Origin of the sequence: Pseudooceanicola sp. HF7 (assembly GCF_011806405.1) — a bacterium.
GTDB lineage: Bacteria > Pseudomonadota > Alphaproteobacteria > Rhodobacterales > Rhodobacteraceae > Pseudooceanicola.
Window position 1 is genome coordinate 15,381 of record NZ_JAATOW010000038.1, and the last position, 21,965, is coordinate 37,345.

General features: G+C 67.7%; 23 protein-coding genes. 11 read left to right on the forward strand and 12 right to left on the reverse strand.

Translation table 11 applies throughout. The features are described 5' to 3' along the window. Nucleotides 1-108 precede the first annotated feature (108 nt). Nucleotides 109-1,809 carry a DNA polymerase Y family protein gene (locus HCZ97_RS17095; RefSeq protein WP_167690282.1) on the reverse strand — a complete coding sequence of 567 codons (1,701 nt, stop codon included), beginning with the start codon at nt 1,807-1,809 and terminating at the stop codon, nt 109-111. Nucleotides 1,810-1,947: 138 nt separating this feature from the next. Between HCZ97_RS17095 and HCZ97_RS17100 the strand changes: the two genes are divergently transcribed. Beyond that, nucleotides 1,948-2,385 (forward strand): cytochrome c, encoded by a 438-nt coding sequence (locus HCZ97_RS17100; RefSeq protein WP_167690284.1) that lies wholly within the window; start codon nt 1,948-1,950, stop codon nt 2,383-2,385. A 100-nt stretch (nt 2,386-2,485) separates the two neighbouring features. Here HCZ97_RS17100 and HCZ97_RS17105 read toward each other — a convergent pair whose 3' ends face one another. Next, nucleotides 2,486-3,130, reverse strand: a complete 645-nt coding sequence (locus HCZ97_RS17105; RefSeq protein ID WP_167690286.1) for a TetR/AcrR family transcriptional regulator — start codon at nt 3,128-3,130, stop codon at nt 2,486-2,488. A gap of 122 nt (nt 3,131-3,252) precedes the next feature. Between HCZ97_RS17105 and HCZ97_RS17110 the strand changes: the two genes are divergently transcribed. From HCZ97_RS17110 to HCZ97_RS17120, 3 genes are read left to right on the forward strand one after another with little or no spacing between them, the layout of a single operon-like run. Then, nucleotides 3,253-3,708 (forward strand): YaiI/YqxD family protein, encoded by a 456-nt coding sequence (locus HCZ97_RS17110; protein ID WP_167690287.1) that lies wholly within the window; start codon nt 3,253-3,255, stop codon nt 3,706-3,708. A gap of 16 nt (nt 3,709-3,724) precedes the next feature. Continuing rightward, nucleotides 3,725-4,354 carry an HAD family phosphatase gene (locus HCZ97_RS17115; RefSeq protein ID WP_167690289.1) on the forward strand — a complete coding sequence of 210 codons (630 nt, stop codon included), beginning with the start codon at nt 3,725-3,727 and terminating at the stop codon, nt 4,352-4,354. 49 nt (nt 4,355-4,403) lie between these two features. Beyond that, the gene (locus tag HCZ97_RS17120; RefSeq protein WP_167690290.1) at nt 4,404-5,348 is read left to right on the forward strand and encodes an alpha/beta fold hydrolase; all 945 of its coding nucleotides are present in this window, start codon (nt 4,404-4,406) and stop codon (nt 5,346-5,348) included. Between the two features lie 23 nt (nt 5,349-5,371). On the opposite strand, the gene HCZ97_RS17125 is transcribed toward HCZ97_RS17120, so the two are convergent. Next, a complete protein-coding gene (locus tag HCZ97_RS17125) occupies nt 5,372-6,616 on the reverse strand; it encodes an MFS transporter (RefSeq protein WP_167690292.1) in 1,245 nt (414 codons plus the stop codon). A 143-nt stretch (nt 6,617-6,759) separates the two neighbouring features. On the opposite strand from HCZ97_RS17125, the gene zapE reads away from it, so the two are divergent. Next, on the forward strand, nt 6,760-7,842 hold the full coding sequence (gene zapE / locus HCZ97_RS17130; protein ID WP_167690294.1) for a cell division protein ZapE: 1,083 nt from the start codon (nt 6,760-6,762) through the stop codon (nt 7,840-7,842). A 371-nt stretch (nt 7,843-8,213) separates the two neighbouring features. On the opposite strand, the gene HCZ97_RS17135 is transcribed toward zapE, so the two are convergent. From HCZ97_RS17135 to HCZ97_RS17150, 4 genes are all read right to left on the reverse strand, one after another. Further along, the gene (locus tag HCZ97_RS17135) at nt 8,214-9,488 is read right to left on the reverse strand and encodes a folylpolyglutamate synthase/dihydrofolate synthase family protein (protein ID WP_167690295.1); all 1,275 of its coding nucleotides are present in this window, start codon (nt 9,486-9,488) and stop codon (nt 8,214-8,216) included. Further along, nucleotides 9,485-10,537, reverse strand: coding sequence for an acetyl-CoA carboxylase, carboxyltransferase subunit beta (gene accD, locus HCZ97_RS17140; protein WP_167690297.1), 1,053 nt, complete (start codon nt 10,535-10,537; stop codon nt 9,485-9,487). Before accD ends, HCZ97_RS17135 begins: the two co-directional genes overlap by 4 nt. A 62-nt stretch (nt 10,538-10,599) precedes the next feature. Continuing rightward, a complete protein-coding gene (locus HCZ97_RS17145) occupies nt 10,600-11,505 on the reverse strand; it encodes a CPBP family intramembrane glutamic endopeptidase (RefSeq protein ID WP_167690298.1) in 906 nt (301 codons plus the stop codon). Then, a complete protein-coding gene (locus HCZ97_RS17150; protein ID WP_167690300.1) occupies nt 11,502-12,332 on the reverse strand; it encodes a CPBP family intramembrane glutamic endopeptidase in 831 nt (276 codons plus the stop codon). Before HCZ97_RS17150 ends, HCZ97_RS17145 begins: the two co-directional genes overlap by 4 nt. A gap of 317 nt (nt 12,333-12,649) precedes the next feature. Here HCZ97_RS17150 and HCZ97_RS17155 point away from each other — a divergent pair, with 317 nt between their 5' ends. The 4 genes from HCZ97_RS17155 (at nt 12,650) to HCZ97_RS17170 (ending at nt 15,803) form a co-directional block, all read left to right on the forward strand. After that, entirely contained in the window at nt 12,650-13,309 is a 660-nt protein-coding gene (locus HCZ97_RS17155) for a hypothetical protein (protein WP_167690301.1), read from the forward strand. Nucleotides 13,310-13,497: 188 nt separating this feature from the next. Then, complete coding sequence (locus HCZ97_RS17160) at nt 13,498-14,268, forward strand: DUF6478 family protein (RefSeq protein ID WP_368484391.1); 771 nt, start codon at nt 13,498-13,500, stop codon at nt 14,266-14,268. A 60-nt stretch (nt 14,269-14,328) separates the two neighbouring features. Next, nucleotides 14,329-14,700, forward strand: coding sequence for a hypothetical protein (locus HCZ97_RS17165; protein WP_167690303.1), 372 nt, complete (start codon nt 14,329-14,331; stop codon nt 14,698-14,700). Nucleotides 14,701-14,894: 194 nt separating this feature from the next. Continuing rightward, nucleotides 14,895-15,803, forward strand: coding sequence for a LysR family transcriptional regulator (locus tag HCZ97_RS17170; RefSeq protein ID WP_167690305.1), 909 nt, complete (start codon nt 14,895-14,897; stop codon nt 15,801-15,803). A 17-nt stretch (nt 15,804-15,820) separates the two neighbouring features. Here HCZ97_RS17170 and HCZ97_RS17175 read toward each other — a convergent pair whose 3' ends face one another. The 3 genes from HCZ97_RS17175 to HCZ97_RS17185 are packed head-to-tail and all read right to left on the reverse strand — an operon-like array spanning nt 15,821 to nt 18,329. Next, the gene (locus tag HCZ97_RS17175; RefSeq protein ID WP_167690307.1) at nt 15,821-16,861 is read right to left on the reverse strand and encodes an OmpA family protein; all 1,041 of its coding nucleotides are present in this window, start codon (nt 16,859-16,861) and stop codon (nt 15,821-15,823) included. Then, the gene (locus tag HCZ97_RS17180) at nt 16,858-17,610 is read right to left on the reverse strand and encodes a GNAT family N-acetyltransferase (RefSeq protein ID WP_167690308.1); all 753 of its coding nucleotides are present in this window, start codon (nt 17,608-17,610) and stop codon (nt 16,858-16,860) included. The genes HCZ97_RS17175 and HCZ97_RS17180 overlap by 4 nt, the downstream gene beginning before the upstream one ends. Beyond that, a complete protein-coding gene (locus tag HCZ97_RS17185; protein WP_167690310.1) occupies nt 17,607-18,329 on the reverse strand; it encodes a molybdopterin-binding protein in 723 nt (240 codons plus the stop codon). Before HCZ97_RS17185 ends, HCZ97_RS17180 begins: the two co-directional genes overlap by 4 nt. Before the next feature lie 64 nt (nt 18,330-18,393). Between HCZ97_RS17185 and sfsA the strand changes: the two genes are divergently transcribed. After that, on the forward strand, nt 18,394-19,101 hold the full coding sequence (sfsA, locus tag HCZ97_RS17190; protein ID WP_167690311.1) for a DNA/RNA nuclease SfsA: 708 nt from the start codon (nt 18,394-18,396) through the stop codon (nt 19,099-19,101). Nucleotides 19,102-19,230: 129 nt separating this feature from the next. After that, nucleotides 19,231-20,025: a type I methionyl aminopeptidase gene (gene map, locus HCZ97_RS17195; RefSeq protein WP_167690337.1), complete on the forward strand. Its 795-nt coding sequence runs from the start codon at nt 19,231-19,233 to the stop codon at nt 20,023-20,025. Between the two features lie 66 nt (nt 20,026-20,091). On the opposite strand, the gene rsmD is transcribed toward map, so the two are convergent. Beyond that, nucleotides 20,092-20,694: a 16S rRNA (guanine(966)-N(2))-methyltransferase RsmD gene (gene rsmD, locus HCZ97_RS17200; RefSeq protein ID WP_167690312.1), complete on the reverse strand. Its 603-nt coding sequence runs from the start codon at nt 20,692-20,694 to the stop codon at nt 20,092-20,094. Continuing rightward, the gene (locus HCZ97_RS17205) at nt 20,694-21,902 is read right to left on the reverse strand and encodes an NAD(P)/FAD-dependent oxidoreductase (protein ID WP_167690314.1); all 1,209 of its coding nucleotides are present in this window, start codon (nt 21,900-21,902) and stop codon (nt 20,694-20,696) included. Before HCZ97_RS17205 ends, rsmD begins: the two co-directional genes overlap by 1 nt. Nucleotides 21,903-21,965: the final 63 nt, after the last annotated feature.

Genomic DNA, 21,965 nt, shown 5'->3' on the forward strand with positions numbered 1-21,965 from the left:
AAATCAAGCGGGATGCGGGGCCCGCGAGCCGGTTGCACGGCATTCAAGGCATTTTCCTGCCGCTTTCCCGGCCCGCTGGGGGCGCGCGCCGGTCGGGCCAGGGGCGCGTCAGGCGAAACGCCCCTGGCAGAACCAGCCACCGGAGACCGCCCCGCCATGGGCATAGAAAAGCCAGAGCGCCTCTCCCCGCGTGGTGACGGTGCGCCAGTAGTCGCGGGTGCCGGAGCGCCAGGCGGGGTCGTCCAGCCACCATTCGGGGGCGATGCGTTCGCGCTCTCCGTAGCTGTGGGTGACGCTTTCATAGCGCCGCCAGCGGAAGCGGGCGGGGGGCGCGCGGGGAAAATCGGGCTGCGGGCCCAGCGGCGTCACCAGTTCCGGGCGGAAGATATGCAGCGGGCGTGGCAGCGGGTGCCCTTCCCAGTGCGGGGCCGGTTTGGACCAGGCGGCGGTCAGGGTGATGTCGGTCTTTTCGGGGATATGGCTGTCCGCCGGGTGGCGGCGGGTGATCGCCTCCATCCCGAAGCGGGCGCCGATGCGCGACATCAGCTCTTCGCGGGCGGCGGCCAGCCCGGCGGCTTCGCGGCTGCCGCCGCCACTGCCGCCACTGCCGACGATCGCGGGGGATTGGGAGCTGTCGCGCAGCGGGGCTTCGACCTGTTCGGCGATCAGGCGCAGCATGTCGATGCCGAAGCCGGCCTTCACCTCTGCCAGCTTGATCGCCAGCAGGGGGCGGATGCGATCGGGATCGGCGGCCGGGCGGGCCAGCCCGGCGGCCACCCATTGCATGGTGCCATCGCTGCGCCAGGCCTCAAGCCGGACAAGGCGCACGACCTTGCCGGCCTCACGCAGCATCTCGCAAAGACGGGGCAGCATCTTGTCCACCCCGGCTTGCAGATCCTCTTGCAGGCCGATGGGATCGGGCAGGGTCAGCCGCACGGAGAAGGCCGGGCGGTGCCGCCGTGGAGAGACCGGTTCATGGGCATGGCCAAGCGCCTGGTCCAGCCGCTGCACCAGCGGCAGCCCGTAGCGCCGGGCCAGTGGCGCGCGGGGCTGTTCCATAAGGTCGCGGATCCGGCGCAGGCCGACCCGGCTGAGGTCCTCTACCAGCTTTGACTCGATCCGCAGGGCGGCGACGGGCAGCGGGGCCAGCACATCCGCCGCGCGGCCGGGGGGCTGGATGCGCCGCGCGGTGCCGGTCACCTCTGGCAGCGGGGGGCGGGCACCGCCGCGTTCCCAGTGCCGCTTGCGCGCGGCGCGCGAGCGGGTCGCGCGGGCCTCCATGTCCACCGCGTCGCCGTCATGGCCGGCGGGATGCAGGGCGGCCCCTTCGGTTCCGGCGAAACGGGCCAGGGCCCAGGCCGCGCCGGGGGTGTCGCCGATCGCCGCCCGCATGGAGAGCGAGAAGCGCGCGCAATCGGATTCCACGTGGCCGATCATGGCCTCTTCCCCGCCGAAAAGGTGGGCACATCCGGTGATGTCCAGCATCAGCCCGTCCAGCCCGCTGTCCCCCACCCAGGGCGAATAGCGCCCGGCCCAGCGTCCCAGGGAGGCCAGCAGCTGTGCCTCTGCCTGGGCCTTGCGCGGGCGTGTCACCAGGTTGGGATACATCGCCAGCGCATCGGGCAGCCCCATGCCGGGGCGCAGGCCTGCCTCTTCCGCGCCGGGGCTCAAGCTGCTGATTGTCTGGAGGTTTCCGGCCTGGTCCACCACCGCCAGCGGCAGCGAGGGTTCCGCGCCCAGGCGGCGCAGGACACGATCCGCGCCAAGGCGGGGAAACCAGAGATGCATGATGCGGCTGGGACGGGGCATGGGACACCGGGCTGGGCAGAGATTCGGATGTTCCTGTTATGTTCCATTTCTAATGTTTTCGTGAGGCAGAGTCGAGACGGGTTCTCGGTTCTCGCAATAGGGGTATGGTGAGGGCAGGATCCAACATGGAGTTACCCAATGAAAAGGCAGTTTCTGACGCTGGTCACGGGCGCCGCACTTCTGGCAGGGGGCGCAATGGCCCACGAGGACGTGGAGAACCCGACCGTCAAGGCGCGCATGGAGGTCATGGAGACCATCCGCGACAACTTCGGCACCATCGCCTCCATGGCGCAGGGCAAGACGGCATTCGACGCGGCTGCGGCTGCAAATGCCAAGGCCGCCGCGCTGGAGGCGTCAACCGATATCACCACGGTCTTCGAGACGGAGGCGATGGATCCCAAATCCGAAGCCAAGCCGGAGATCTGGACCAACTGGGATGATTTCGCCGACAAGGCCGCCGCGCTGGAAACCTCTCTGAGCGGGCTGGACACCGAGTCGCTGGAGGCGATGAAGGCCGGTTTCCGCACGGTTGCGGGGGCCTGCGGGGCCTGCCACAAGGCCTATCGCACGGAGTGAGCCTGCGGGCCCTGCGGGGCCGGGTGCTGAAGAACGGGATCGGGCTGGCCAGCGTGCCGGCCCTTTTTCTTGGCGAGGTCGCAGGTGAGCCCGGGGGAGCTTATTCCGCTGCCGTGCGCAGGGAGGCACCGGATCCGTAGCGGGCCAGGAAGGTTTCCACCGCCTCATGGGCGACCTGGCGGGCGCGTTCGGCGCTGATCTTGATGTCCGGACAGAAGAGCTGGCTGGCAAAGATCTCTGCCTTGCAGAGCTCGAAGAACTGATGCGCGGCCATGGAGTGATCCTCGATCACCAGCTCTCCGCGCTCCACGGCCTTTTCGAAATAGAGGCAGAGCATCTTTTCGGCCAGCAGCGGCCCGTGTTCGTAGAAATCGCGGGCAAGATCGGGGAAGCGCTCTGCCTCTGACACGCAGAGGCGGTAGGTCGAGACCGACATGGGGTTGGTGAAGAAATCGACCATGCGCTTGGCGGCATGTTCCAGCATGTCGCGCGGGGGCAGGTCCGGCTGGACGATGCAGCCGGCGGAATCGGCCTGGCGGCGGAACTCCTGCCGGGCGACTTCCAGGAAAAGCAGGCGTTTGTCGGGGAAGTAGCTGTAGAGCGTCGCCTTGGAGACAGAGGCCGCGCGGGCGATGTCATCCACGTTGGCGCCTTCGAAACCGTCCCGCAGAAACACCTCTCGTGCGCCATCAAGGACCTGGTCCAGCTTTCGGCCACGGCGTTTTTGCAGGATGCAGCGTGTCATGGGTCCTCCGGCGACAGTTGGCGCATATTGGCTGCTTAAACGCTCTGCGGCAAGCTTTCCTGCCAAGTCGGGCGGCGGCTCCGGGCTTGACGGGCGGGGCCGGGGCGTGAAACTGCGCCTTCATGACCATAATCTATGTCGATGCGGATGCCTGCCCAGTGAAGGCAGAGACCGAGCGGGTGGCGACGCGTCACAAGCTCATGATGAAACTTGTGTCCAACGGCGGGCTGCGCCCGTCTGACAATCCCTACGTGGAGCAAGTGATCGTGCCCGACGGGCCGGATGTGGCCGACATGTGGATCGCGGAGCGCTGCGGCCCGGCGGATGTGGTGATCACCGGGGACATCCCGCTGGCGGCAAAATGCGTGGAAGCCGGGGCGGAATGCCTGCGCCACAACGGCGAACGCTTCACCCAGGCCAATATCGGACAGCAGCTGGCGATGCGCGACCTGATGGCCGATCTGCGTGCGGCGGATCCCTTCCGGCAGGGCGGGGGCAAGGGCTTTACAAAGGCCGACCGCTCCCGTTTTCTGGACGCGCTGGAACGCGCGATCCGCGCGGCCAAGACACGGCAGTGACAGGAAGATATCTGACATGAGCGGACAAAGGGCGAAGGCCGTGGTCTTCGACATCGGCAATGTGCTGATCGAATGGCAGCCGGAGCGGCATTACGACGCGGTGATCGGAGAGAGCCGGCGCAAGGCGCTGTTCGAGGCGGTCGATCTGCATGCCGTGAACGACGAGGTCGACCGGGGCGGCGACATGGGCACCCTGTTCGAGGAGCTGGCCCGCAGCACCCCCGAATGGGCCGAGGAAATCCGCATGTGGCATGGCGACTGGATCAAGATGGCCTCTCCGGCGATCCCGCGCTCTGTCCGGCTTCAGCGCCGGTTGCGCCAGAAGGGCGTGCCGGTCCATGCGCTGTCCAACTTTGGCATCGGGACCTTCCAGAAGGCGCAGGCGGCCTATGACTTCCTGTCGGAATTCGACCAGCCCTATATCTCTGGCCACCTGGGCGTGATCAAGCCGGACGCGCGGATCTACGAGATCCTGGAAGAGGGCACGGGTCTGTCGGGCGCAGAGATCCTGTTCACCGATGACCGCGAAGACAATATCGCCGCCGCGCAGGCGCGTGGCTGGCAGACCCATCATTTCACCGGGCCCGAGGGCTGGGCCGACCGGCTGGTGGCCGATGGTTTCCTGACCGCGGAAGAAGCGGCGTGAGCCGGCGGGGCGTTTCCGCCGTGGTGGCCTGCATCGCGGAGGGCGCGCGATGACCTGGTGGGGTGTGATCCTTGTGCTTGCGGGACTGGGTGTGCTGGTCGCGCTCTGGCCCCGGCTGGTCGATCTGCTGTTTCACGAAAAGATGGATGCCGCCGCCCGCGCCGATGCGCCGGGGCAGTTCGCGCAGCTGCCCTGCGGCGTGACTCATTACCGCTGGGACGGGCCGGAGGACGGGCCGATCACCGTGCTGGTCCATGGTCAGACCACCCCCTGTTTCGTCTGGGACGGCGTGGCGCGGCTGCTGGCAGCCCGGGGCGAGCGGGTGCTGCGCTATGACCTGCTGGGGCGGGGCTATTCGGACCGCCCCTCCGGCGCGCAGGACGCGGAGTTCTTCCTGCGCCAGCTCGATGCCCTGCTGGCGGATCAGAAGGTTACCGGGCCGGTCACGATGATGGGCTTTTCCATGGGCGGCGCGATCAGTGCGAGCTATGCGGCGACGCGTCCCGGACGGGTGGCGCGGCTGGTGCTGGTGGCCCCTGCGGGCATGGGCGGCGTCGGCACGGGTTGGCTGCGGGCCCTGCGGGATGCGGACGGGCCGGGCATGTGGCTGTTCCGGCTGATCTATCCGGGCATGCATCGCCGGGCCGGGCGCGTTCTGACCCGCGATCACGGCCTGCCGGAGGCGCTGGAACGCGCCCAGCAGCGCGAGGCCGACCTGCGCGGCTTTGCCCCGGGGGTCATGTCATCCCTGCGCCACCTGCTGCGCGGCGACCTTGTGGTGGAGCATCGCGCCCTGGCCCAGGCCGGGGTGCCGGTGCTGGCGATCTGGGCGGCAGAGGATCGCGATATCCCCCTCTCCCGTCGGGAGGTGCTGGCGGAATGGAACCCGCAGGCCGGGCAGGTGACCGTGCCGGGGGCCGATCACTGGCTGCCCCTGACCCATCCCCAGGCGGTGGTGGAGGCCGTGACCGACTGGCAGGCCGGGGGCGCCTGAGCCCCCGGAGGATCTGCGGCGCATCAGGCCGGTTGCGGCAGGACCGAGGGCTTTTCCCGGATCGGCAGATGCACCAGCGCAGAGACCGCGCCGACCCCCACGCCGACCCACCAGACCAGCGTGTAATCGCCGTGGATGTCGTAAAGCTTGCCCCCCAGCCAGACGCCCATGAAGCCGCCCAGCTGGTGTGAGAAGAAGACGATCCCGTAAAGCGTGCCCATGTAGCGCATCCCGTAGATGTAGCCGACAAGGCCAGAGGTCAGCGGCACCGTCGCCAGCCAGAGCGATCCCATCACGGCAGAGAAGATCAGCACCGTGGCCGGCGTGATCGGCACCAGGATGAACCAGGCGGCGACCAGCGTGCGCAGCACGTAGATGCCCGACAGCAGGTATTTCTTGGTAAAGCGGTTGCCCAGGTAACCCGCCAGCAGCGTGCCCGCCACGTTCATCACCCCGATCACCGAAATCGAGATCGCGCCAAGCGCCGAGGTTGTGGTGATCCCCATGGAGGCCAGGATGCCGCCGGGCGCGATCGGCCCGCAAAGCTCTGTCACGAAGGCGGGGAAATGCGCGGTGATGAAGCCCAGCTGGTAGCCGCAGGAAAAGAAGCCGATGAAGATCATCGCGAAGGTCGGATCCTTCATGGCGCGGAACAGGATCTGGCCCAGGGTTTCCTCAAGCTCTGCCTTGGTGGCGGGGGGCTGGGTGGCGCGCATCATCGGCAGCACCACAAGCACGGCCAGGATGGCTGCGGCAAAGGCCAGGAAGACCGATTGCCAGGTCATGAAGCCCAGCATCCACTGCGCCACCGGCGCGCCGAAGACCTGGCCCGCAGACCCGGCCGCGGTGGCGATGGCCAGCGCCATGGAGCGGTGCTGCGGCGCGGCTGCCCGCCCGACCACCGCCAGGATGACGCCAAAGCCGGTGCCCGCGATGCCGAAGCCCACCAGCACCTCCAGGCCCCAGTGCGCCTCTGGCGTGACGGCGAAGGAAGAGGCCACCAGACCCGCCGCATAGACCAGCGCGCCCAGCACGATGGCCTTGCGGTCCCCCACCTTCTCCGCGAAGGCGGCAAAGAGCGGCTGCCCGATGCCCCAGGCCAGGTTCTGGATCGCGATGGCCAGCGAGAAGTCCGCCCGCGCCCAGCCGAAATCAGCCGCGATGGGGATCTGGAAGACCCCGAAACTGGCGCGGATGGCGAAGCTGACCATGATGATGATGCAGCCGGCGATCAGCACCGGGGAAATCAGGCGGGGGGCTGGTGTCATTCGGGGGATCCTCTGAAAGCCCGTAAAGCCTACCCAGCCCTGTCGCGGCGTCAATTCAAGCTTTGTGGCCAGGGCCATGACGAAACGTGGAGATGCGCGCGCGCCGCCTTTCCTAGCGACACCGCCCGGGCTATCTAACCGTCATGAGCAGCATGTCAGAGCTTTACCGGACCCGTGTGGCCGAAGGGGCGATCCAGCCCGATCCCGCGCAGGAGGCCGTCCTGCCGGAGTTTGACCGTATCGAGGCCGGGCTGGCCGAGGCCGCGCCGGTGAAGCGCGGCTTCTTCCGCAAGGCAAAGCCGCCTGAGCCGGTGCGCGGGCTTTACCTGTGGGGCGGGGTCGGGCGCGGCAAGTCGATGCTGATGGATCTCTTCGTGGAAAGCCTGGACGTGCCGGTGCGCCGGGTCCACTTCCATGCCTTCATGCAGGAAATCCAGGAGGGCCTGAACGAGGCCCGCAAGGCCAATACCCAGGACAGCCTGGCGCCGGTGGCCGCGAAGATCGCCGAAAGCGTGCGCGTGCTGGCCTTCGACGAGATGCAGATCACCGACATCACCGATGCGATGATCGTGGGCCGCCTGTTCGAGGCGCTCTTTGCCGCCGGGGTCGTGGTCGTGACGACCTCCAACCGGGTGCCGGACGATCTATACAAGAACGGGCTGAACCGGCAGCTGTTCCTGCCCTTCATCGCGCTGATCAAGGAACGGCTGGTGGTGCATGAGCTGGCCAGCCCGCATGATTACCGCCAGAACCGGCTGGAAGGCGGGCAGGTCTATTTCACGCCCAACGATGCGGAGGCCCGCGCCGCGATCGAGGAGATCTGGCAGGACCTGACGGGCGGCGCGTCAGAGCCGCTGGTGCTGAGCGTGAAGGGCCGCGAAGTGGTCATCCCCGCCTATCGCAACGGCGTGGGCCGCGCGCGTTTTCATGACCTTTGCGGGGCGATGCTGGGGCCGGGTGATTACCTTGAGATCGCCAAGGCCATGAAGGTCCTGGTACTTGAGAACATCCCCTGCCTGGGCCGGTCGAACTTCAACGAAGCCAAGCGCTTCGTCACGCTGATCGACGCGCTTTACGAGGCCAAGGTGCGGCTGATCTGCTCTGCCGCCGATGAACCCGAAAGCCTGTACCTGGAAGGCGAGGGCGTCTTTGAATTCGAGCGCACCGCAAGCCGGCTGCGGGAGATGCAGGACAAGGATTGGGGTAAGGACGCGGACGGGGACTGAAAGGCGGCCTAATGGCGGACAAAAAAAGGGGGTCGTTGAACCGACCCCCTATTATTATGCCCGATGGTCCCAAGTCCCGTAGTCGCGCGTGCCGCCCTGAAAGCTGCTGTCCCTGAGGGCGGTGCGTCTTCTGGAGAAAGTCTTGTTTCTAAAGGGACATTAGCCGAATCACTGGGAATCGGTCAACCAAAACCGAATCGCCCGGGCCCCGATTTCGGGGCGTTTCCGGAGTGCGATTCGGAAAGGTGATTCGGAACAGGGTGTTACGTGCCCCTATTGATGTGAGAAAAGTTTCCGCTTTCTTGCCTGAGACGCGCCTGACGGGGCGAAGGGGCAGCGGAAGGGGCGGTAGCGGCCGCCCCGAAGCCTCTTCAGCCGTTCTCTTCCAGCACCGTGCCGGCCAGGTAGAGCGAACCGCCGATCAGCACGCGGGCCTGGGGATCCGTGGCGATGATCGCGGCCAGGGCCTCTTGAACGGAGGCGGCTTCCTGCGCGTCATGGCCCGCATCCCGGGCGGCCTGGGCGGTTTCGGCACCGGTGAGCGTGGCGCTGACACCGGGGATGGAGACCGCGTGCAGGCTGGCGACCTGGCTGGCAAGCGGGCGCAGGTAGCCGCGCACGTCCTTGGTGTTCAGCATCCCGCAGATCATGTGGGTGGGCCGCGCCGGCAGGGTTTCCAGGTGGGCGCAGAGCGCTTCGCCCGCGGCGGGATTGTGGCCGCCATCCAGCAGGATCTCTGCCCCGGGGGCGGCGCTGACCAGCGGGCCACGGCGCAGGCGTTGCAGGCGGGCATCCCATTGCGCCGAGGTCACGGCCGCTTCGCAGGCGGCTTCATCGAAGCCCAGGTGCCGCAGGGCGGCCAGGGCGGCCCCGGCGTTTTGCAACTGGTGGGCGCCGGGCAGGTTGGGCAGCGGCAGGTCGAGCAGGCCGTTGAGGTCCTGGAAGACCAGGCGGCCATGTTCGCTCCAGACCTGCCAATCCTGGCCATGGACCAGCAGTGGCGCGCCGATCTGCATCGCGCGGGTTTCCAGCACCTCCAGCGCCTCTGGCGTCTGGGGGCCGACCACGCAGGGCACGCCGGGCTTCAGGATCCCGGCCTTTTCGCCGGCGATCTGGGTGATCGTGTCGCCCAGGAAGCTTTCGTGATCCATGGAGATCGGGGTGATCACGGTCAGCGCGGGTTTTTCCACCACGTTGGTCGCATCCAGCCGCCCGCCAAGGCCGGTTTCCAGCAGGCACCAGTCCGCCGGGGTGCGGGCAAAGGCCAGGATGGCGGCGCAGGTCGTGATCTCGAAATAGGTGATGGGATCGGGGCCGTTGGCGGCCAGGCATTCATCCAGCAGCTCGGAGAGCGCCTGTTCGGAGATCAGCTCTCCGGCCAGGCGGATGCGCTCGTGGAAGCGCACCAGGTGCGGAGAGGTATAGGCATGGGTGCTGAGCCCCGCACCTTCGATCCCGGCGCGCAGCATGGCCTGGGTGGAGCCCTTGCCGTTGGTGCCCGCCAGGTGGATCACCGGCGGCAGGGCGTTTTCCGGGTGGTCGAGCGCGGCGAGCAGGCGCCAGACGCGATCGAGAACCAGGTCGATGACCTTCGGATGCAGCTGCATCATCCGGTCGAGCAGCGCATCGGAACTTGTGGCGGTCACGACTTGTCTTTGGCTTTTTGGGCTGGGGCGTCGGCCTTGGGCGCGGGGGCCGGCTTGGCATCGGGCTTGGCCTCTGCCTTGGGCTGGGGCGCGGCGGGCTTTGCATCGGGCTGCGCGGGGATCGCGGCGGCGGCTGCCTGAGCGGGGTCGGGCAGGGCGGCCACGGGATCGGGCGCGGGCAGCTCTCCGGCCACGGCCGGGCTGAGGCCCATGAGCATCCGGGTGATCGTGATGAGCTCCTGGCGCATCTCTGTGCGCGGGGTCACGCGGTCCAGCATGCCGTGGTCCAGCAGGTATTCGGCGCGCTGGAACCCTTCGGGCAGTTTCTCACGGATGGTCTGTTCGATCACGCGCGGCCCGGCAAAGCAGATCAGCGCGTTGGGTTCGGCGATATGCACATCGCCCAGCATCGCGTAGGAGGCCGTCACGCCGCCCGTGGTCGGGTGGGTCAGCACGACGATATAGGGCAGGCCGGCTTCCTTCAGCATCTGCACGGCCACTGTGGTGCGCGGCATCTGCATCAGCGACAGGATCCCTTCCTGCATCCGCGCGCCACCGGCGGCAGAGAACAGGATCAGCGGGCACTTGCGCTGCACCGCGCGTTCGGCGGCGGCGATGATGGCATTGCCCACGTACATCCCCATGGACCCGCCCATGAAGGAGAAGTCCTGGCAGGCGGCCACGATGGGGGTACGCCCGATCTCGCCCTGGGCGACCAGCATCGCCTCATGTTCGGCTGTCTTGCGGCGCGCTTCGCGCATCCGGTCGGGATATTTCTTCTGATCGCGGAAATGCAGCGGGTCCTGCACCGGTTCCGGCACATCGACCTCGGTGAAGATGCCACCGTCGAAGAGCGCCCGGAAGCGGTCACGCGGCGCGATGGCCATGTGGTGGCCGCAGTTGGTGCAGACGTTCAGGTTGTCGCTGAGTTCGCGGTGGAACAGCATGCTGCCGCAGCTGTCGCACTTGGACCACAGGTTCTCCGGCGTCTCCCTGCGCGAGAAGATCGAGTTGATTCGAGGCCGGACGTAATTCGTGATCCAGTTCATCGGCGGCTATTCCCCGGTTTCGCTTTGGCCCCTCAGATAAGGGCGTGCGGCGCAGATTGCAATCAACGCCTGATCGCAAGGCGCGTGGCAAGCCAGGCCAGGCCGATCAGCGACAGTTCCACGAGCAGGGCAAGGGTCACGATGGGGCCATCGGCGGTGACCGGCTGGGTCAGCGGGGCCGCCGGGTAGAGGAACAGCGCCAGCCCGCTGTCAAAGCCGTCCAGGTCGGCAAAGAACAGGAAGGCATAGGCATTGTTGGCCAGGTGCAGCCCGATGGCGGGGTAAAGCGATCCGCTGCGCGCGGTCAGGTCGCTGCAGGCCAGCCCGAAGGCAAAGGCCCAGATCACGTATTGCCAGTTTGCCACCCATTGGCCGCCGCTTTCCCAGTGGACCCAGGCGAACAGCAGGTTGGGCACCACCATCCAGATCCGGGGATCGGGGAAGCGGGCGGCGATCTGCTGCTGGATGTAGCCACGGTAGAACATCTCTTCCGCGCCGGTCTGGATCAGCAGGGCCAGCAGGGCGAAGGGCAGCAGCCCCAGCCAGCCGGCCAGGTTGCGGTGGCTCTGCGCGGCCATCAGATCGGCCCAGGGCGGGGCCAGTTGCAGCACCAGGTAAAAGGCCATGGCGCCGATGAAGGCGCGCGGCAGAAGGCGTCTTTGATCGCCGGGGCCGAAAAGGCTGGCGGTATGGCGCAGGTGCAGCTTGTTGACCACCACGACCAGCGCCAGCGCCAGGATCCCGTAGGAGGCCAGTTGCAGCAGCAGACCCGTCGGGCTGTCGCCGTAATAGACCGCATCGGCAAACTCCGGAGAGATCCGCATCATCAGCCGGTCGAAAAGGTCCAGGCCCAGGGTGAAGAGCACCTCTGCCAGCAGGATGCCCAGGATCAGCCGCCCGGGGTGGCTGCGGTAGCGCGCCGGAAAGACATAGGCCTCGTGCGGGGCATAGACGGCGGGGGCCTTCATCTGCGCAGCACCAGCCGCGCGGCAAGCCAGATCACCAGGGTGGTGGCAAGGTCGATGGGGATGAAGGGGCGCAGGGCCGGGTCAGAGGCCACGACCGGCAGGTGATAGAGCGCCAGCCCGCCCAGCCCGTCGGGCAGGGACATGAGCAGCACGGCGAAGACATTGTTGACGAAATGCAGCGCCAGCGCCGGGCCCAGGGTGCCGCTGCGCGCGGTCAGATCCGCCGCCGCCAGCCCGAAGGCCGTGGCCGAGAGCACGAAGAGCCAGCCGTTCGCCCCGGCCTGGCCCTGGTAGTGCAGCAGCCCGAAGACCAGCGAGGGGACCAGCGCCCAGGCCAGCGGGCTGCGGAACCGGGCCGAGAGGCGCGATTGCAGGTAGCCGCGAAAGAGCAGCTCTTCCGCCGTGACCTGGATTGCCAGCAGGGGCAGGGCCAGCGGCAGCAGCGCGGCCCAGTCGCCAAGCGGCATGTAGCGGATCGGGGCCAGGTCGCGCGGCAGGGGCATCAGCCAGACCAGCCCCAGCAGCAGCGCCACCGCGCGCCCCACCCGGAAGGCCTGCCGAAGGGCCTCGACCGGGGGGCCGATCAGCGTGAGCAGGCTGCGCTGGTGCAGGATCTGCATCATCAGGGCCACCGCCGCCAGTGCCGCCCCGAAGGAGCTGAGCATCATCAGCGTCAACCCCTGCGGATCCGCTGGGGCCGGCAGCAGCACGTACCAGATGGAGGTCATGACCAGGTAGAGCGCGGCGAACAGCCCGAAACCCAGCCCGGTGCGCCAGAGCGCGGGCGGCGTATCCGGCCAGGCGGGGCTTTCGGGCGGCTGCATCATGGCGGCAAGCTATCCGCAGGCCGGGAAAGGGGCAATCACTCTCCGGTCGGTATCGGTGTCGCAGGGCGCGCCGGTCCCGGGTGCTTCGCCGGTGCGCGGTGGGACCGCCCGTCAAAGGGCGGCGCGCTGCCCGCGCATTGGGCGTTTCGGCGGTGGCCTGCCGGTGAAGGGGGCGCGGCCGGGGCTGCGGCTTGTGCGGTATGGGGCGCTGCTCTATGCCCGCCCCAGCCATTCCGGGGGGACTGGCCTGCCGGGACGGCGGGCTGGCCGGGATGAGGGCCGGGGATGGCCCGCGATGAGGGACGGAAAAGCGGCATATGATCTTTGACTTGAAGAACGGGTTGCGGGGCCTGAAGGGCGCGGCAGCGGGACTGGTGCTGGCGGCGCTTGCAGGCTGTGCGCCCGGCGGCAGCGAAGGCTCCATGGGGTTCCTGTCCTCGACAGGGCGGCCCACGGGCACGGCGGTCACGGCCGCGAAGCTGGTCGAGGGCGACGTGGTCGTCCGCGGCCCCTCCGGCTATTGCGTGGAACGCGGCAGCGTCCGGTCGCGCAATGACACCGGCTTTGCCATGCTGGCGCGCTGCGACCTGCTGGGCGGGATCTCTGGCAGCCCGGTGGCCCTGGGCGTGCTGACCGTCACCGTGACCCCCTATGCCGAGGCAGATCTGCCCGCCGCCCGCGACCTGGCGCGGGGCTTCGGCCCCGGCAAGGTGCTGGGCGTGGCCCAGTCGCGCGACGTGCGGCTGCTGCACATGGCCTCTGGCGGGGACGAGATGGTGGGCACAGCCGATCCCAAGCAATGGCGCGGCGCCTTCCTGCTGAACGGTTACCTTGTCTCCATGGCGGCCTATGGGCCGGCCGATGGCGCCCTGGCCGGCGATGGCGGCAGCCGGGTCCTGGTCCGGCTGGCAGAGGCGATCCGCAAGGCCAGCCCCGACAAGCCCAGACCCCAGGTGGTGGCCGAAGCCCGGCCCTGAGCGCTCTGGTCTTTCGCGACGATCCGCAGACGGGTGACTGTGCGGCACTTTTCGCCCCCGCGCGCAGGCATCGTGGCGCAACGGCCATGTTTCCCTTGTCGTTCCGCGCATTGGCGCCCTCTGGACCTTGCGTGGCGGCGCGCTGCGGGCGATAGGTTCAGGACCGGATTGCAACGGGAGATGGCAAGGTGGCTTCGATCAGATCTGTGCTGGGCAAGCTGATCGCGCGGCGGGAACTGCGCCGCTGGCGCGCCCGTGCCGAGGCCGCCGAGGACACCCATCTTTCCACCCTGCGCGGCCAGGTGACACAGGCCCGCGACCTGCGCGGCCCGCTGGATGCGCTGATCCAGGTGGCCGACCGGCGCCTGGCCCTGTCCGCCCCCGGGGGAGAGGCCTTTGACCTGCCCTTCGACGTGGACTGGTCCTGGCGGCCCGAGATCTGGCGCGGCGCCCTGACGCGGCAGGGCCTGACCGTCCTGCATTCCGGAGAGGAACTGGGCGCAGAGGTCCAGCTGTTCCACGATTGCGACTGGCCAGAGGTCATCCTGCACCAGATGCGCAACCAGCGAGAGGACGTGCTGGCCCCCTATTGCCTGCGGATGGAGGTCTTCGGCTTCGAGGGCAGCTTCCTGTCCCTCGCGGTAAACCTGCCCCAGGAGGCCGCGACAGGGCTGACCCGCCGCCATCTGGTGAGCGTCTCCGCCGATGTCACGCTGGAGCGGCCGGTGCCGATCTATGCCCGGCTCAACATCAAGCACGGCCCCAATACCGAACAGCTGGTGGAACCGCTGCCCTGGCATTCAGAGGAAAGCCTGGTCGAATTCGACCTGGCCTATTCCTCCATCAACGAAAAGCGCATCGAACAGGTCTGGGTCGATATCATCTTCGACGATCCGGCGATGAACGCGGTGATCCTGCGGGACCTGACGTTCTCGCGCAGGCCGCGGGCGGAGCTGTGACCCGCCGCCGCCGGGCTAACCGGCCCATCCCCGGGATAGACGCATGACGGAGAGCCATCCATGACGCAGATCACCCTGACCAAGATCCGGCTTGAGAATGCCACCTGGGAAGGCCTGCTGAGCGCGCCGAAGCAGGACACCGCGCCGGAGCTTGAAGCGATGCTGGAGGGTCAGCCGCTGCCCGCCCCGGTGCTAGAGCCGACCGGGACGGCGGGCGAATGGGCGGTGAAACTGCCGGTGCCGCCGGGGGCCATCGGGGACGGGGTGCGCGTGGTGCTGATCCTGGACAAGGCGCGCGGCACGGTGCTGGCCAGCTTTGCCGTGCTGGCCGGGGATGCGCTTCAGGACAGCCTGGCGACAGAGGTGGCGCTGCTGCGCGCAGAGCTCGACATGCTCAAGCGCGCCTTCCGCCGCCAGTCCCGGCAGGGCTAGGGGCGCGCGGCCCTGCGCCCCTGTCCGGCGTCGGGGGGCATTGTTTCACCATACTGAACAGGCTGTTTCCGCGTTTCCGGGCGGGGAACGATCTTGGTTTTACCGCGATATTGTCCACGCCCTGCCCCTTTCTTGCCCGAATTGACGCTAATAAACGTCATGTTGCGGTGGGGCCAGAAGGAATCGTGCGGCGCATGGATCGACTGACGGAGATGGAAGCTTTCGCCAATGTGGTGGACCAGGGCGGTTTCACCGATGCGGCGAAGAAGATGGGGATCTCCAAGTCCGCCGTGTCCAAGTACATCTCTGCGCTTGAGGCGCGTCTTGGCGCGCGGCTGCTGAACCGGACCACGCGCCGGGTCTCTCCGACAGAGATCGGGCTGGCCTATTACGACCGCGCCCGCAACGTTCTGACCCAGGCAGGAGAGGCCGATGCGCTGGTGACGGCGATGCAATCGGCCCCCTCCGGACGCTTGCGTATCTCTGTCGCCACGGAGTTGGGCGCCCATCACCTGAGCCCGCTGCTGGGCCGCTTCCTGGCCGATTGCCCGGATGTCACGGTGAACATGGAGCTGTCCAACCGCTACGTCGAACTGGTCAGCGAAGGCTATGACCTGGCCGTGCGCATCGGCGATCCGGGCCATGACAGCGGCTTGCAGCGGCGCAAGCTGGCAGAGACCTCTCGCCGGCTGGTGGCCAGCCCGGAGTACCTGGGCCGCCATGGCGTGCCGGAGCGGATCGAGGATCTGAACCATCACAAGCTGCTGCATTATTCGCAGGATGGCAGCGGCAATGTCTGGACCCTCACCGCGCCCTCGGGCGCGCAGCGGCAGGTGCGTAGCGCCGGCTGGCTGTCGGTCAATGACGGCCAATCGCTGCTGAATGCGGCCATGGCCGGGCTGGGCATCGCCTATCTGCCCGGCTTCCTCTGTGCAGCGGCGTTGCGAGAAGGGCGGCTGGCAGAGGTCCTGCCTGACCTGCCGGAGGAGCGCATGAGCATCTGCGCGGTCTACCCGGAGGGGCGGTTCACCCAGCCCAAGGTGCGCGCCTTCGTGGAGTTCCTGGAAAGCAGTTTCGCGGCGCAGGCCGACGCGGGCTGGTAAGGCGCCCGACGCGGGCGTCAGGGCTCTTCGGTCAGCACCGCTTCGACCCGGCGATTGCGTTCGCGCCCGGCTTCGGAGGCATTGCCGGTGACAGGCGCCAGGTAGCCGATCCCCTCGACCATCAATTGCCCGTTCGCAACGCCGTGGCGTTGTTGCAGGCGGCTGCGGACGGCCTCGGCCCGGCGGCGCGACAGGGCCATGTTGCCCTCTAGAGTGCCTTCGGTGTCGGTATGGCCCACCAGGGCCACGCGCGCGCCGGGCCGTTCCTTCAGGAAATCCGCCAGCGCGGTGAGGCTGGGGTAATCGCTGTCCTCAAGCTCTGACGAGCCCGTGGCGAAGGCCAGGTCCGACAGCACCACGTGGCCCTTGTCGACCAGCGTTTCCACCAAGGCGGAACCGGGCGTGAAGACCGGAGTCGGGTCGGCGTCCGGCGTGGTGGTGACATCGGCGGGGGGACCTTCGGGCGCGACATGGGTGATCTGCACGAAACCCGTGGCCTCTGACCGGCTGACCAGCAGGAAGACGGCTTCGGTCCCGGCCTCGGTCTCCCGGCGGGCGGAAAAGGCGCGGAAATCGAAAAGATCCACGTAGATGTCGGGCGGCGGCAGGATCGGGGCGGCGAAGCGGAAATCGAAGCCTCCGCAGATATCGGTCGCGCAGTCCAGCAGCGGGGTGAAGCCGGCCTCGACCAGCTGGTCGCGCAGGGGCATGAGGATCTGCAGCGTCGTGCGGCTTGTGCCGGGCAGGCGCCAGCTGCGGGTCGTGACCTGTCCCGAAAGCTCCTGCACCGGCAGGTCGCCATCCCGCACGGGGGCGGTGGGCAGGGCCAGGGTGGCCGTCTCTGTTTGGTTCAGGCCCTCTGTCGCGCCCGCCGGCAGGCTCAGCGCCAGCGGCGCGGCGCTGGCCGGACCCGCGCAGAGCGGCGCGGCCAGGCAGGCCAGAAGCGCCACCGCAGGCGCGGTGCGCGCCCATCCCCCGCGTCCCCGCCCGCGTCGGTCCCAGCCTGCGCGCACCCGCCGCAGCGGGTCTGGCAGGGGGGAGGGGCGTGATGGGATCATTGCGGCGCGTCCGGGGCTTGCTCGCGGTAATGGTAGCTGCCGATCACCGTCATGCCGAGCCTTGAATAAAGCGCGTTGCCCGCGACATTCGCCTTGGTGCAGATGACGGAGAACTCCTCGGCGCCCTGTGCCTGCGCCCAGGCGGCGGCGCGGATCATCATCGCGTAGCCCAGGCGCTTGCCGCGAAAGTCCGCGCGCACCTCAAGCGCATGCAGCATCGCGACGCCGTCATGCAGCGCGACAAAGGCGGTGGCCGCCGGGCTGTTCTCCCACCGGCCCAGAAGAGAGACGCGCGGCCCTCTGGCCCGTTCCATCACCGCGATGCGGCCGGGGCCGATGCCACCTTCGGCCCAGATCTCTTTCTGGATGGCCAAGGGCTCCCAGATCTCCATCGCGGAACAGGCGGGGGGCAGGGGCTGGGTCGCCATGGCGGTGGCGGAGGCCAGGTAGACGTTGACCGGATCGACCAGCCGATAGCCCTGCCCGGCCAGGGTGTCATCCAGCGCCTGCTGGTCCCCGGTCAGGCGAAAGAGCGGGTGCTGGCCCAGGTCCTGCATGGCGGCGGCGGCAGCGGCGATCTGCGCCGGCGTCACCGGCTGATCGGTCGAGGCGGCAGAGACGCGCTTGCCCCCGCCCGCGCCACGGCGCAGGCACCAGGGGCCGATCGCCATGTAATCGGCGGCCGGCCAGGTGCCGTCCACCACGTCCATCAGGCGCTTCGTGGGGTCCGCTGCGGCCTGTGTCGTCATGCCGGGAACAGCTCTGCCAGCCGGGCCATGGCGGCGTCCACCTCTGCCCCGTCGGCCCCCCGGATGACGATGTTCGCCCCGAAGACCCCGTCACGCTGGAAGGGGTAGGAGCCGATGGACAGCGCCGGGAAGTCGCGCGCCAGGTCGGACAGCGGGCCGGCGATCTCACCTTCGCCACGGTTGATGCGCAGGGATTGGGACAGCAGCGGGCTGCCCCCGGTCAGATGCGGCAGGACAGAGGCCACCATGGCTTCGAAGACCATGGGGACCCCGGCCATGACATGCACGTTCTCAACGGTGAAGCCGGGCGCGATGGAGACCGGGTTGTCGATCAGCTTGGCGCCTTCGGGAATGCGGGCCATGCGCAGGCGGGCTTGCGTGATTTCCACCCCGCGGGCCTCCCAGTGATCGGTCAGCAGCTTGCGCGCATCCTCGCGCACGTCGATCGGGCGATCGAAGGCGCGGGCGATGCAATCGGCGGTGATGTCGTCATGGGTCGGCCCGATCCCGCCAGAGGTGAACACCTCGTCATAGGCGGCGGAAAGCGCCTGCACTGCCGCCACGATGGCCGGGGCATCATCGCTGACCACGCGCACTTCCTTCAGGTCGATCCCCACCTTGCACAGTTCCCCGGCCAGGAAGAACATGTTGGCGTCACGGGTCCGACCCGAGAGGATCTCATCCCCGATGACAAGCATTGCGGCGGTGGGGTTCGGCATGGGGCGCTCCTTGCGGCTGGCACGGCATCTTGAGGCCGGATGACAAAATCTATAGGGCCGCCACATGCGCTTTCAAACCCCACTTTTGCCTGCCACGCTGTTGCGCCGTTACAAGCGCTTCCTTGCGGACATCCGGCTTGAGGATGGGACCGAGGCGGTGGCCCATTGCGCCAACCCCGGCTCCATGATGGGTCTGAAGGACGAAGGCACCCGGATCTGGGTCGAACCGAACGACGATCCCCGCAAGAAGCTGAAGTACGGCTGGCGGCTGGTGGAACACGCGGACGGCCATTTCACCGGCGTCGATACTTCCGTGCCCAACCGCGCCCTGCGCGAGGCCCTGATCGCCGGGGAGGTCCCCGGCCTGACAGGCTATGACCAGGTCCTGCCGGAACAGAAATACGGCACCGCCAGCCGGATCGATTTCCTGCTGCGCGGCGCAGACCGCCCCGATTGCTATGTCGAGGTGAAATCCGTCACCCTGTCGCGCCAGCCGGGCCTGGCCGAATTTCCGGACAGCGTCACGGCGCGCGGGCTCAAGCACCTTCAAGAGCTGTCGCAGATGGCCCAGGCGGGCCACCGGGCGGTGATGCTGTTCTTGGTCCAGCGCACGGATGCAGGCGCCAGCGCCATCGCTGCCGATATCGATCCGGCCTATGCGCAGGGCTATGCAAGCGCCCGTGCCGCCGGGGTCGAGGCGCTTGCTTTCGGTTGCCGGATCAGCCCGGAGGCGATTACTCTTGGGGACCAATTGCCCCCACCGCCGGGCTGAGGCCCGGCTGACTGGAAATTGCTCGCGTCTTGCATTATCTGAAGCGCAAAGCGCCACCGGGATCCGCCCGGAGAGCATCACACTCCCAATGCAGAGGCGAGAGATTTGAAACAGGAACATCGTGGCCGCATGACCCGTGAAGGCATCCGTATTTACGAGCCCGCCGATTTTGACGGCATGCGCGCGGCCAGCCAGGTGACGGCGCGTATCCTTGACGAGGTGGCAGAGCTGGTCTTTCCCGGCCAGAGCACGGCAGAGATCGACCGCTTCATCGAAGAGAAGGTGACCGAATACGGCACCGTTTCCGCCACCATCGGCTACAAGGGCTACAAGCACGCCTCCTGCATCTCCGTGAACCACGTGGTCTGCCACGGGATCCCGGGCGACAAGAAGCTGAAGGACGGCGATATCCTGAACATCGACGTGACCGTCATCAAGGATGGCTGGTTCGGGGACAGTTCGCGGATGTACGTGGCCGGCAAGCCCAACCGCAAGGCGGAGCGGCTGATCCAGGTCACCCATGACGCGCTGATGCTGGGCATCGAGGCCGTGAAACCGGGCAATACCTTCGGGGACATCGGCCATGCCATCCAGCAGTTCGTCGAAGGCCACCGCATGTCCGTGGTCCGCGATTTCTGCGGTCACGGCGTGGGCAAGGTGTTCCACGCGCCGCCCAACGTGCTGCACTACGGCCGCCCGGGTACTGGCGCGACGCTGGAAGAGGGCATGATCTTCACGATTGAGCCGATGGTGAACCTGGGCCGCGCGGAAACCAAGGTGCTGGCCGATGACTGGACCGCCGTCACCCGCGACAAGTCGCTGTCAGCGCAGTTCGAACATTCGGTTGGCGTGACCGCGGACGGCGTGGATATCTTCACCACCTCGCCCGGCGGGCTGTTCCACCCGACTTACAAGGCCGGCTGAACCGGCGGGATCTTCGGGATCTGATGACATGGCGGGGCCCTTCGGGGCCCCTCTTGCGTTGGGGGGTCAGGCCGCGTCGCCCTCGTCCCCGTCTTCTTCCGCGTCCTTTGGGCTGCGTTCGAGCAGGGTGACCCAGGTGTCGCCGTAGCGCTTGTGTTCCAGCAGGGCAAAGCCCTCTGGCGCGGCCTGTGTCGCGCTTTCCTCCCAGACGACGAAGGCCTCCGGCGCTAGCCAGCCCTGCTCCAGCGCAGAGGCCAGAGCCACCGCGCCATGCCCGCGCCCGTAGGGCGGATCCAGGAAGACCAGCGTGGCCGGGGCGCGATCGCAGGCCGGCAGGCGGGTGGCGTTGCAGCGCAGCAGCCGCGTTTTGTCCTTGGCGCGCAGCTCTGCCACGTTCTGGGAAATCAGCCGCTGCGCCACGCGCCCGTCATCGACAAAGGTGCAATGGCTGGCCCCGCGCGACAGGGCCTCAAGCCCAAGCGCGCCGGTGCCCGCGAAAAGGTCCAGCACCACGGCATCGCTGACCGGATCGCCGAAGCGCCCGCCCATGAGCATGGAAAACAGGCTTTCGCGCACCCGGTCCGTGGTGGGGCGCAGGTGCGCGCCCGCATCGCCCTTGCCCAGGGCCGCCAGCTTGCGGCCGCGATATTCGCCCCCGATGATCCGCATCAGCCCTTCATCAGCTCCTTCAGATCCACGGCCGGATCGGCCAGTTTTGCCGGATCCGCGGTCTTGCCGCCCTCGATCAGGCGCTTGCCCACCATGTAGCCGCGCGGATCGTTCATGGCATCCACCGCGAGCAGGGTGTCGCCGGCGAAATACCAGTTGCTGAGCGCGCCCTTGTCGCCCCGGCGCTGCACCACGTGATCATAGCCGGTGTTCAGCCCGGCGATCTGCAGTTTCACGTCGAACTGGTCGGACCAGAACCAGGGCTTGGGCACATAGGGCACATCGCGCCCCAGCATGTTCAGCGCGACGTTCTCCGCCATGTCGATGGCGTTCTGCACGCTTTCCAGCCGCAGCCGCCCGCCCTTCCAGGGGAAGCTGGCGCAATCGCCGGCAGAGAAGATATGCGGATCGCTGGTGCGGCCATGTTCATCGCACTGGATGCCGTTTCGGATGTCCAGGCCCGCTTCCTCGGCCAGTTTCTCATCCGGCAGGATGCCCATGCCGACGATGACGAAATCCACCTCAAGCTCTGTCCCGTCGCCTAGTACGGCCCCGGTGACCCGGGTGTCGCCGGTCAGGCGCTCAAGACCCGTGTTCTCGCGCAGGTCGACACCCTGGACCAGGTGAAGCTCGCGGAAGTAATCTGAGGTCTCGGGGCAGGCGACGCGTTTCAGGATGCGGTCGGCCATCTCAATCAGCGTGACCTTCAGGCCCAGCTTCGCCGCCACCGCCGCGGCCTCAAGCCCGATGTAGCCACCGCCCACAATCAGCAGCCTTGCGCCTTCGCGGAACTGCGGTGCCATCGCATCCACGTCCGCCAGGCTGCGCACGGCGAAAACGCCCTGCAACTCGCCGCCAAGCGCCTTGGGCAGGTGACGTGGCACCGATCCGGTGGTCAGGGCCAGCTGGCCGTAATGCACCACCTCATCGCCCAGGACCAGCTCTTTCGCGGCGGGCGCGATGGCCGAGACGGGCGTGCCCAGGCGCAGGGTGATGTCATGATCGGCGTACCAGCTTTCGGGCCGCAGGTAGAGCCGGGCTTCCTCCATCTCGCCCAGCAGGTACTTCTTGGACAGGGGCGGGCGCTGGTAGGGCGGCGCGCTTTCCGCCCCGAAAACGGTGATGGAGCCCTCGAAACCTTCCGAACGCAGCTTGGCAACAAGAGAGGCACCTGCCTGCCCGGCCCCGATCACGGCAATGTCAGTCATGCGAAAATCCCTCGCTCTCATCTGGTACGTCCGAATGGCCAAGCTATAGTCCCGCACACGGGA